This window comes from Pusillimonas sp. SM2304, assembly GCF_031628915.1.
Lineage (GTDB): Bacteria > Pseudomonadota > Gammaproteobacteria > Burkholderiales > Burkholderiaceae_B > Pusillimonas_C.
Genome location: NZ_JAVLUJ010000003.1, coordinates 119,259 through 130,437, shown reverse-complemented (window position 1 = coordinate 130,437; position 11,179 = coordinate 119,259). Strand labels below are relative to the sequence as shown.

The 11,179-nt window shown below is 59.5% G+C and carries 10 protein-coding genes; 8 read left to right on the top strand and 2 right to left on the bottom strand.

Annotated elements, in window-relative coordinates; translation table 11 throughout:
- Nucleotides 1-58: 58 nt before the first annotated feature.
- Together RE432_RS15525 and RE432_RS15520 are read left to right on the top strand one after the other, a co-directional pair.
- Nucleotides 59-2,548, top strand: coding sequence for a membrane-bound PQQ-dependent dehydrogenase, glucose/quinate/shikimate family (locus tag RE432_RS15525; protein ID WP_310935196.1), 2,490 nt, complete (start codon nt 59-61; stop codon nt 2,546-2,548).
- A gap of 209 nt (nt 2,549-2,757) precedes the next feature.
- On the top strand, nt 2,758-3,024 hold the full coding sequence (locus RE432_RS15520) for a hypothetical protein (protein ID WP_310934414.1): 267 nt from the start codon (nt 2,758-2,760) through the stop codon (nt 3,022-3,024).
- A gap of 14 nt (nt 3,025-3,038) precedes the next feature.
- On the opposite strand, the gene gcvA is transcribed toward RE432_RS15520, so the two are convergent.
- Nucleotides 3,039-3,974, bottom strand: coding sequence for a transcriptional regulator GcvA (gene gcvA / locus RE432_RS15515; RefSeq protein ID WP_310934413.1), 936 nt, complete (start codon nt 3,972-3,974; stop codon nt 3,039-3,041).
- Nucleotides 3,975-4,120: 146 nt separating this feature from the next.
- On the opposite strand from gcvA, the gene RE432_RS15510 reads away from it, so the two are divergent.
- The 6 genes from RE432_RS15510 (at nt 4,121) to RE432_RS15485 (ending at nt 10,669) form a co-directional block, all read left to right on the top strand.
- On the top strand, nt 4,121-5,122 hold the full coding sequence (locus RE432_RS15510) for a tripartite tricarboxylate transporter substrate binding protein (RefSeq protein ID WP_310934412.1): 1,002 nt from the start codon (nt 4,121-4,123) through the stop codon (nt 5,120-5,122).
- Nucleotides 5,123-5,190: 68 nt separating this feature from the next.
- A complete protein-coding gene (locus RE432_RS15505) occupies nt 5,191-6,843 on the top strand; it encodes an FAD-binding protein (RefSeq protein ID WP_310934411.1) in 1,653 nt (550 codons plus the stop codon).
- Nucleotides 6,844-6,883: 40 nt separating this feature from the next.
- A complete protein-coding gene (locus RE432_RS15500) occupies nt 6,884-7,660 on the top strand; it encodes an enoyl-CoA hydratase-related protein (RefSeq protein WP_310934410.1) in 777 nt (258 codons plus the stop codon).
- A 33-nt stretch (nt 7,661-7,693) separates the two neighbouring features.
- Nucleotides 7,694-8,896 (top strand): CaiB/BaiF CoA-transferase family protein, encoded by a 1,203-nt coding sequence (locus tag RE432_RS15495; RefSeq protein WP_310934409.1) that lies wholly within the window; start codon nt 7,694-7,696, stop codon nt 8,894-8,896.
- A gap of 56 nt (nt 8,897-8,952) precedes the next feature.
- On the top strand, nt 8,953-9,672 hold the full coding sequence (locus RE432_RS15490; RefSeq protein ID WP_310934408.1) for a ribonuclease activity regulator RraA: 720 nt from the start codon (nt 8,953-8,955) through the stop codon (nt 9,670-9,672).
- A 256-nt stretch (nt 9,673-9,928) separates the two neighbouring features.
- Entirely contained in the window at nt 9,929-10,669 is a 741-nt protein-coding gene (locus RE432_RS15485) for a hypothetical protein (protein ID WP_310934407.1), read from the top strand.
- Here the strand turns inward: RE432_RS15485 and RE432_RS15480 are convergent.
- On the bottom strand, nt 10,658-11,113 hold the full coding sequence (locus RE432_RS15480; RefSeq protein WP_310934406.1) for a GNAT family N-acetyltransferase: 456 nt from the start codon (nt 11,111-11,113) through the stop codon (nt 10,658-10,660). The two genes, RE432_RS15485 and RE432_RS15480, sit on opposite strands and share 12 nt — an antisense overlap.
- Nucleotides 11,114-11,179: the final 66 nt, after the last annotated feature.

Genomic DNA, 11,179 nt, shown 5'->3' with positions numbered 1-11,179 from the left:
GCTGTCGCTTTTCGTATTGAATGTCTTTTTCCGGTTGACATGGATAGGGAGAGCAATGATGCGTAGCGGGCGGCAAAACATAGCGCTGGCGGTGGCCGCTGGCATCAGCGCCTTCCTCGGGCTGGCGCTGGCCGCCGGCGGCGGTTGGCTTATTGCCTTGGGCGGGTCTTGGTATTACCTGATTGCGGGCCTTGTGCTCATCGCCGTTGCGGTGCTGTTGATTCGGCGCCGAAGCGAAGCCCTCTGGCTTTATGCATTGCTGATTGCCGTAACGCTGGCGTGGGCTGTGTGGGAGGCCGGCCTGAGCTGGTGGCCGCTTGCCGCGCGCGCCGACCTCTTGTTCCTGCTGGGTTTGTTTCTGCTGACGCCGTGGGTGACCCGTCCGCTTGTTCATCGCCAGCGCTCGACTGAGGCAGCGCGCGAGCAATACGCCCCTGCGGTGCGCCGCGCCGTCTTGCCGCTGGGCTTGGCGCTGAGCCTGTTGGCCGTGGTAAGTATTGCCACGTGGTTTGTCGAGCCCCAGCAGATCAAAGGCATGTTGCCGGGCAGCCGGGTACAGGTCGCTGCCGATGCTCAGGGCGTGCCGGCGGGGGAGTGGCACGCATACGGCCGTGACGGATTCGGCCAGCGGTATTCGCCGCTGACCCAGATCACGCCCCAGAACGCCGATCAGCTGGAAGTCGCCTGGCATTACGAGACAGGCGATATGCGGGGGCGGGAAGGGGACCCGGAAGAAACCACGTTTGAGGTAACGCCCTTGAAGATTGGCGATCGGCTTTATTTCTGCACGCCGCACCAATCGGTGATTGCGCTGAACGCCACGACAGGCCAGGAAATCTGGCGCTACGACCCGCAGATACAGGGGGAGCTTGCATTGCAGCATCTCACCTGCCGCGGCCTGTCTTATCATGCAGGCCAGGCAAGCAGCGCCGGGGCGGGCCCGGACTTGCCCGAGGCATCCAATGACAAGGTGCCGGCGCCGCCAGGACAGCCGGTTGCGGCCCAGGATGGCCAGACCAGTGAACAATGCCAGGACAAGCTGTTCATGCCGACGGCGGATGGCCGGATCATTGCATTGAATCCCGATGATGGGACCGTTTGCCAGGATTTCGGCGGGGGCACAGGGCAGATCAACTTGTGGGCCAATATGCCCAACGTCAAGCCGGGCGGCTACTACTCGACTTCGCCGGTGGTGGTCACCGAGTCATTGATCATTGTCGGCGGCACGGTGCTGGACAACGTGTCCACGCAAGAACCGTCAGGCGTCATCCGGGCCTTTGATGTCAATACGGGTCAATTGGTGTGGAACTGGGATCCGGGCAATCCCGAGTCAACGGAGCCGATTGCCGCCGGCGATACCTATACGGCCAGCTCGCCCAACAGCTGGTCCATTTCCAGCGTGGACGAGAAGCTGGGCATGGTCTATGTCCCTTTTGGAAACCAGCCGCCCGACCAATGGGGCGGTGAGCGCACGGCATCGGTCGGCCGCTACTCGTCCGCAGTCGTGGCGCTGGATCTGGCCAGCGGCAAAGAGCGCTGGCATTTTCAGACAGTGCACCACGACTTATGGGATTACGATGTGCCATCGCAACCCAGCCTGATCGACCTGAGCATTGGCGGAAACACCATTCCCGCCCTGGTTCAGCCCACCAAGCAAGGCGAGCTCTTTGTCCTTGACCGGCGCTCCGGCGAACCCGTCCTTCCCGTGCATGAAGCACCTGTTCCACAAGGCGCGGCGAAAGGAGACACGACGGCTGAAACCCAGCCGGTTTCGACATTGTCGTATGACCCGCCCAAGCTGAGCGGGGCCGATATGTGGGGCGCCACGATGATAGACCAGATGGCCTGCCGCATCCGTTTTCAGCAGTTGCGGTACGAGGGCCGCTACACGCCTCCTTCGGAGCAGGGCACCCTGGTGTATCCGGGTAATTTTGGGGTATTCAACTGGGGAGGCATTGCTGTGGATCCGCAGCGGCAGATTGCCTTTACCACGCCGACTTATCTGGCGTTCGTGTCCAGGCTGGTGCCGCGTGCCGACGACGAAACGCTGTATGTGCAGGGCGGAAATCGCCCGCAGAACAGCCTGCCCAGCCTGAACGAAAATTTCGGCGCGCCTTTCGCCATAGAGCTGAGCGCTTTCACTTCTGCGCTGGGGCTGCCTTGCCAGGCGCCGCCCTGGGGCTATGTGGCCGGGGCCGACCTGACAAGCGGCGACATTGTCTGGAAGCACAAGAATGGCACGGTGATCGATAGTTCGCCCTTGCCCCTGCCGTTCAACATGGGGGTGCCCAACCTGGGGGGCCCGATGTTGACGGCCGGCGGCGTTGCTTTTCTGTCGGGCACGCTTGACTATTATGTGCGTGCCTACAATGTATCCAACGGCGAACAGCTCTGGGAAAGCCGCCTGCCGGCAGGCGGGCAAGCCACGCCCATGACATACATCGGCGAAGACGGCCGCCAATACGTGCTGGTGGTGGCGGGCGGCCATGGTTCGCTGGGAACCAAAGCGGGAGACGATGTGATCGCCTATGCCTTGCCTCAAAAGTAGTCAGGCGGCCCAGGGTTCCACCCTGCATGCCTTTGCTTTCCTCTATCGATTTTCCATGGATGGTAGTGAGCGTTGTTTGCCCAAAGAACCTCACACCAGCATGGAGTCCGGGCTTGAGCCAAGAGTTAAATTGATATCCCCAAAGTTATACACAGATTGTGGGGATAAATTTGTGTCATGATGGCGCAGCGCTCAATTCCGGATTCCTCATGAAAAAGACCGACCTTGAAAAAAACAAAGCCCTGAAGTTAATGGGCAAGCTTAAAGCGGCAACGCCGCCTGGACGCTATGCCGGCACGGCGCCCGTATTGGATCGCCGCGAGCAGCGCCGATTGGACCAGGCCGCCGGCCTGGTGCCGTTTCCGGTCAAACTGCAACAGCCCTTGATCGACGCCTTGCGTGCCCGAGCGGCAGCCGAGGGCATGAGTATCAACGAACTGACCAACGCCTTGCTGGCCAGCGCATTGAAGGAATAGCGTGATAACGGCGGCTAGGTTTCTTGAACAGAAGGAAGGGGCGGGCTATGGGGACCCGCGCTGGCCTCCGCTTCGCTGATCAGCCAGCGGCGGAACTGTTCCAGCTTGGGGTCATTTCGTTTCGATGGCGGATAAACCAGGCAATAAGAGTCGCCGCTGTAGAACGGGATCGGTAATGGCATGACCAGACGGCCATTCGCGATGTCGTCTTCCACCAGCAGGCGCGGCACGAGCCCGATGCCCAGGTGGGCAATGGCGGCTTGCGCAATCATATAGAAATGTTCGAACCTGGGGCCCGCGCCGGCATCCAGGCCGCTGACGCCCATGGCCTCGAACCACTCCCGCCATTTTCTCGGCCGTCTTGTTTGCTGCAGCAAAACGTGCTCTTTCAGGTCCGCGGGGGCGGTGATAGGGGGATGCCGGTTCAGGTAGGCGGGGGAACATACTGCGACCAGGTCGCGGCCAACCAGCGATTCCGAGAGCACATTCGCCCAATCATTGGAGCCGTAATGGAAGGCGGCGTCGAACTCGTCCTGTTCGAGATCGAATGGGATGTCCCGCGTCGATAGATTGATGACGATGCCGGGGTGCGCTTCATTGAAGCGCGCAAGCCGGGGAATAAGCCATTTCGTCGCGAATGCGGGGGCGGTGGCAATCCTTAATGCGCCGCCGCGTCCTTTATGGGCAAGTAGCGTGACCGTGGCTTCCTGTATTTGGCCAAGCGCGCCTCTGACTGCCTCGGCATACTGCTGTCCGGCATCGGTCAGCACGAGCCGCTGCCGCACCCTTTGGAACAGCAGCAGACCCAAGGATTCCTCCATCAGCGCTATCTGCCTGCTGACCGCGCTCTGGGTAAGGTGCAATTCCGCTGCGGCTTTCGTGAAGCTCATGTGTCTTGCCGAAGCTTCAAATGCTCTTAATGAGGACATGGAGGGTATATGCCAGGACATTTCTCAAGTTTATGACTTTATCTCATGACTGTCCAAGTTTTTATCGTTTGGAGGCCTGCTCGATGGGCCTCTAGAATGTGTGCAGCAGCAAGGTATACGTATAAATCGCTGCCGCCGGTGCCGGCAATAATATAGGAGATAAACTCATGAGTTTTACAGCATTTCTTAGGGCGGGGCGTCGTTTCGCCATCCTGGGCTTTGCAGGCTGCTTTGCATTGGCTTTCGCCAGCACGGCCTCTGCCCAATCCACCTATCCAAATAGGCCAATCACCATCGTTGTCCCGTTTTCGCCCGGCGGCGGTACCGATGCCATGGCCCGCGCAGTGGGCGCCAGGCTGCAGGCTCAAATGCACACGCCGGTGGTCGTTGATAACCGGCCCGGGGCCGGGGGGACAATCGGGGCTGCGTTTGCGGCCAGTTCGGCTCCCGATGGCTATACGCTGTTGATCTTGAATCTCGTCCCGCATACATCCTCCAAAGGGCTTTACAAGAACCTTCCATTCGATCCCGTGAAGAGCTTCAGCGCGCTTGGGCTCGTTGGCGATACCCCCTATGTCGTGGCCGTCAATCCGAATGTGAAGGCGAAAACACTCCAGGAGTTCGTGGCGCTTGCGAAAGAGGAGCCGAATAGCCTCAATTATGGATCGTCGGGCGTTGGCGGGGTGAGCCATCTGAGCACGGAGTTGTTTCTGAGCTCGGCGGATATACAGCTGACACATGTTCCCTATAAAGGGGACGGCCCCGTTGTGACGGATTTGATTGGTGGCCAGATCGATGTCACTTTCGGTAATGTGCTGGCCCTGCTTCCTCATATACGCGCTGGAAAATTGCGTGCGCTTGCCGTGACGGGTGACGCGCGGTCTTCAACGATGCCGGATGTGCCCACGGTCAAGGAATCGGGCTATCCGGACTACGTCGTCGTCGGGCAGTTCGGTTTCGCTGTCCCGGCCGGAACGCCCGATGCGGTTATTGAGCGGCTGAATCATGAGTTGGTGCAGGCGGTGAAATCACCGGAGATCGAGGAAACTTTCTCCCAGCAAGGCGTGACCAGCCGCAGCTCGACCCCTGCGGAAATGCAGGAAATGATGGTTGGCGAGCAGAAGAAATGGATGAAGATAGTCAAAGACGTAGGCATAGAGCCGAACTAGCTCGCCATGCGTGTGACCTCTGGATGGGCGGATAGTTGCCATTGCATTTTAGGACAGGGATGGGGTAGATGACCGCTACGATAGAAACGGTTGACACGGATGTACTGGTGCTGGGCGGCGGGCTTGCCGGCTTCAGGGCGGCAAGCGCCGCAAAGCGCTCGGGCGCCAGGGTGCTTATCGCTTACCAGGCCAGGGGGGCGTCGCAGCACATCATCGGTTTCAATGTTCCGCGGGAGGATGCGGAATCGCCTGATTCGATTGCCGCCTATGCGCGCGACACGGTCGAAGGCGGATACGGCATCAACGACAGGCGCCTGGTTGACGTCATGGCGGTCCGCGCCGCCGCGGCCCTGCGTGAACTGATTGACATCGGTGTGCCGCTGCAGCGCGATGGCGGCGCCATCGCTCGCCGACATTTATCTGGAAACACATTTGCCCGTTCCGTTTATCATCCCAACGGCATTGGCCGCCTTGCCCTGGACCGCTTGATTGAACTGTCCGGCGAGCACGGGATACAGAAGCTTTCGGGCTGGAAAGCGATCAGCCTTCTTCAACATGCCTCTTCTGTCGTCGGTGCATTGCTGTGCCGGCGGGACGGGTCGCAGCCGGTGGCTGTGCGGGCGGCCTCGACCGTGCTGGCAATGGGGGGCGTGGGGGCCATATTCGGAAACAGCACATACCCTCCGGATATCACGGCTGATTCATATGCTTTCGCGCTAGACAGCGGGGCGACGCTGGTGGATATGGAGTTCGTGCAATTCGAACCGACAGTCATCGTTGAACCGGGTCCCTGCTGCGGCATGGAAATGCCAACAGCCATGTTCGCCGACGGCGCCACATTGCGGAACAGGCTGGGGCAACGCTTTATGCTGGCGCACAACCCTGGGCACGGTGAAATGCAAATAGAGAAAGCCAAGATCGCGCTGGCCATTCAGGCGGAGGCCATGGCGGGGAGGGCGGAAGAAGGGGGTACTGTCCTTTTTGATACGTCCGGCATCCCCGCAGCGCGCCTCGAAAGCTATATGGCGCATTGCAAGCGATTGAGGCTTGCTGGAATCGACCCCATGCGGGGACCCATATGGGTCAAGCCGGCCGCTCACAGCCACATGGGAGGCATACGCATCGACGCGAACTGCCACACGGGCGTCGATGGCTTGTATGCTGCCGGGGAAGCAAGCGGAGGCGTACACGGGGCGAGCCGGATAGCCGGTAATGGCGGAAGCGATGCAATCATCTTCGGCGGCGTAGCCGGCGCCGCGGCGGCAGCGTCTGCGGGCTCTCAGGATCTGAGCGGGCTGCCATGGACTGACATCCTGGCCAGGGCCGCGGATAAACTGGCCAGCGTGCCTGTCCGCGCCGATGGACCTCGGCCCGATGACATCAAGAACGCCGTGCGGAAAACGATGCTCGACCATGTCGGCATTGTGCGCACGGAACGTGATTTGCGATGCGCGCTGGACGATTTGCGCGTGTTGCACGACGAGTTGCGTGCGGGCTTGTGCGTGGCCAGGCCTGCGGATCGGGTGAAGGCGCTCGAGGCCATGAGTTTTGTCATGGCGGCAAAGGCGGTTGCCTGCTCTTCTCTTGAAAGGACGGAAAGCAGAGGAGCCCACTGGCGAGAGGACTATCCCGCACGTGATGACGATAAGTGGATGTGTCACGTCAGTGTACGGAAGATCGACGCCGATCAGCTTGAAATCGGCCGTTGCAGTATTGAATGAATCCTGGGGATTTCCTGGGTCTTGCCAACAGGAGGGTGCCATGGCGGTGCTTGTGCGCGAAAAAATTGACAAAGCGGTCGTATTGACGCTGAACCGGCCGGAATCGATGAATGCCTTATCGCATGAATTGGTAGGCCGATTGATCGAAGCGATAAAGGATGCATCGGAAGATCCCGACTGCCGGTCGATTATCCTGACCGGCGCGGGCGATAAGGCATTTTGCGCCGGTACGGACTTGAAGGAGCGCCGCAGCTTATCGCCTGAAGAGAAATGGGCCCAGAGCCGGGGAGGGTGGAATCTGAACCAGGCCTTATTCAACTCCCCCAAAGCCGTCATTGCGGCGGTGGGAGGATGGTGCCTCGGAGGCGGGTTTGAACTGGCCTTATATTGCGACATACGTATCGCCGCGGACGATGCCCGCTTCGGCTGGCCGGAAATGACCCTGGGCGCTTATCCAGGCAGCGGTGCCGCCTTGATGCTGCCGCGCATCGTCGGGCCGGCCCAGGCCAAGCTCTTGTTCTTTACCGCCCGCCGCATCGATGCCCATGAGGCCTATCGTATAGGGCTGGTCGAGCGTGTCGTATCGCGGCCTGCCTTGCTCGAGGCCGCGCTTGAGTTTGCCGGGGAAGTCGAGCGAACCAGTCCTTTGGGACTCGCGGCGGTGAAGCGGTCCGTCAATCAAGGCAGTGACTTGCCTTTGGACGAGGCCGCGAAGCTTGACCAGATGCTGCGCCGGCCGCTAGAGGGCACACGCGACTATGAAGAAGGCATTCGGGCCCACTTTGAGAAACGCAAGCCGGTTTTCGCCGGCCGTTGAGCCAATGCATGTAAAGGAGCTGGAATTCTAGCCATGAAGTCAACCAACAAGCCACTCACAGGAATCCGCGTAGCGGACTTTACCCGGATACTGGCAGGCCCCTATTGCGCCCAACTGCTCGGCGATCTGGGCGCCGAGATCGTCAAGGTCGAGATCCCCCAGGAAGGCGATCCCCTGCGTACACAAGGGCCGCCGTTTCACGAGGGCAACGGCCTGACCTATTACGCCGCCAACCGCAACAAGCGATCGATTGCTTTGGACATGCGGACTGATCGCGGCAAAGCCATCGCACGGGAGCTATGCCTGAAGGCGGATGTGGTACTGGAAAACTTCCGGCCGGGCGTGATGCAAAGACTGGGGCTGGATTACGACAGCCTTGCGCTGGACAATCCCCGCCTGGTCTATGCAAGCATGTCCGGGTTCGGCGCGGACGGGCCCGACAGCATGAAAGGGGCGTTCGACCTGACGATACAGGCGGTCGGCGGCTACATGAATATCACCGGAGACCGAGGCGGCGCCCCAATAAAAATGGGCACGTCGGCGTTTGACATCATAACCGGGACCAATTGCTATGCGGCTGTGCTGGCTGCGTTGCTGCAGCGCACTGTTTCAGGAAGAGGCCAGCGGATCGAGACCAGCCTGCTTGAATCGGAAGTGGCTTTTCTGGCGAACGCCGCCCTCGAATATTTGATTCTGGGCAGGGAACCCGAAAAGTGGGGGTCCGAGCATGCCCAGCAAGTGCCCTACAAGGCTTTCCGTTCCCAGGATGGCTGGATTGTGATCGGGGCGGGTTTCTCCAACTTGTTCGCGGAGCTGTGCAAGGTCTTGAAGCGTCAAGATCTGATTTCCGATCCGCGTTTCATTGAACTGCAGGACCGGGTCAACAATCGGGACGAACTGTACGCGATTCTGGATGCGGAAATAGTCCGGCATCGAACAGAGGAACTGGTCGCCAAACTGGACGCGGCGAAAGTCCCATGCTCGGTGGTAAACAATATGAAAGGGGTTTTTTCGCATCCGCAGGTACGGCATCGGCAGATGGAACAGCGCCTGCATCACGAGCAATACGGCGAAATCCCAACGTTGGGTCCGGCCGTGAAATTCTCGGCATTCGACATCACCGATGGCTGGTCCGCGCCGCCGGTCCTGGGTGAGCATACGCACGAGGTTCTTCATGAATGGCTTGGATATGATCCGGAGCAGGTGGCTGAACTGCGTGATTCGGGCGTCATTTAAGAGCCAGGCCGATCTTTGCATTCCCTGAACTTATCCATTTTCTGTGAAATATATCCATGAGCAAACTTGAAGACAGCACACGGCAGCAACTGAAACACGTCAGCACCGCAACACTATGCACCGCTCTTTTTAAGCGCGGATTGCGCAACCAGTTCATCCAGGATGTTCGCCCGCTCAATACGCAGCTCGAGAATATGGTGGGGGAAGCCTTTACCTTGCGCTATATTCCGGCGCGCGAAGACTTGAACCAGATCGCGGTATTTCGGAATCGCTCCCATCCCCAGCGCCAGGCTGTCGAGCAGTGCCCGGAAGGCGCCGTCCTCATGATAGACAGCCGTAAGGACCCCAGGGCCGCTTCCGCGGGCTCGATTCTGGTATCGCGGCTGATGATGCGCAAAGTGGCCGGCGTCGTGACCGATGGGGGATTCCGCGATTCTCCCGAGATCGCTCGGCTAGCCATTCCCGCGTATCACAATCGGCCTTCGGCGCCGACAAACTTGACACTGCATCAGGCTATCGCCATCAACGAGCCGATTGGTTGCGGGGACGTGGCCGTCTTTCCGGGCGATGTCGTGGTGGGGGATGCGGAAGGGGTCGTTGTGATCCCCGCGCACCTGGCTGACGAGATCGCATCGGAAGCGGCCGCCATGACGGTGTTCGAAGATTTTGTCACCGAGCAGGTCCTGAATGGGGAATCGATTCTTGGCTTGTATCCGGCCACAGAGCCGGCGGTGGAGGCGAAGTTCAACCAATGGCGGGAAGCACAGGGGCGATAGTTTGCCATGGCCCGTGAGTTGAACACGCCTGCACTGACACCCCTTGCCGGGGGCGCGGCTATTGAAAACGATACGCGCAAGTACATCATGCGCGCCAAAGGGGATGCAGTTGCTGCCTTTGACGCCCCACTGAATACGTGGGAGTCACATGTGGCGGATAGGCCGGGGCTATCGCTGTGGTGGTAAGGGCTTTGGGGAAGGAGTACGATTCTTTCCGATAAGAGGGGACCAGCCCCTGCTGATAACGGAGGGGACGATGGGCAAAGAGGAAACGGGTTTTTGGCGGTCGCTGGGGTGGCGAGAATGGGTGGTTATTGCTGCAGCGCTGATGCTTGCAATGGGCGTAGCGGCCATTCTTTCGCCGGGCTTTCGGGGCTTTATCTCTCATAGCGCAACGGCCGCCTGGGTTCAGGCGCTTGGGTCCGTAGGCGCCATTTTCGTGGCGATCGGCGTGGCACGCCATCAAACACTGGAGAGTGAGCGCAAAGCCGCGGAGCAACGGCAGCATGATGCAGCGACCCGGCGTATACAGGCGCAGACAGCACTGAAGTCTATCCGCGCCGAGCTCGAGTCGTATCGCAGCAAGAAGCTTGTTTCAATGGAAGGCATCATTGCCGCGTTGCAAAAAGGGGAAAACCTTCCCGACATCCCGCTGGCCAATAATGATTTTCAAGCCTATAGAAGATCCGCCTATTTTCTGACGCTGCTTGAAGATTATTCGTTAGGACAGCGTATACATGACATGTACGACGACATAGATACGTTCCGTATGAGCTTGGCGTACTACGTACAGCTTCGTCTGGAATACATAGCGGCTTATCAGGCAAACGAGGGCCGCTACGATTCGGCCACATATCTTCCTCTTAAGGCAGCCGACCAAAAATTGACGCGCCAAGCGCAGGATGCCGCTGCTCTGTACGCAGCGCTGCTGGTCAGTCTGGATGCGCTGTTGCTGGAGGTAGCGGCTGCTTGCCGACCCAGCCCCTTACAGGCTTAGCTTCATCCCTTCGTGTGAGGCTGTGAACCCAAGCCGCTCGTAGAATTGCAAGGCATCCGGCCGCTGCTTGTCAGTTGTCAGCTGAACCAGTCCGCAGCGGGCCTCCCGCGCCAAGCCGATGGCGTGCTCAAACAGGGCATGGCCAATCTTCTGGCCACGGTGTTTGCCACTCACGCGAACGCTTTCTATTTGTGCACGGAGCATGCCGCCCCTGGATAGGCCGGGGATAAGCGTCAGTTGCAGCATACCGACCACTTCGGCCCCGAGCACTGCCACAATGATGAAGTTTCCTTTCTGCGCCTGGATTGCTTCGAGCGCCGCAGCATAGGCAGTGAGGTGCTGAACGCCATCACGGTTGGCGCCTAAAGCGTCATCAGAGAGAAGGGTGGCAATCGCCGGAAGATCGGCTTTCTGAGCTTCACGGAAGATAATGTTTGATGTCATTTTATAGCACGGCTATCGGCCCGGTAGCACCGGTGCGCGACACAGGCCTTTTCGCCTGTTGTTGTA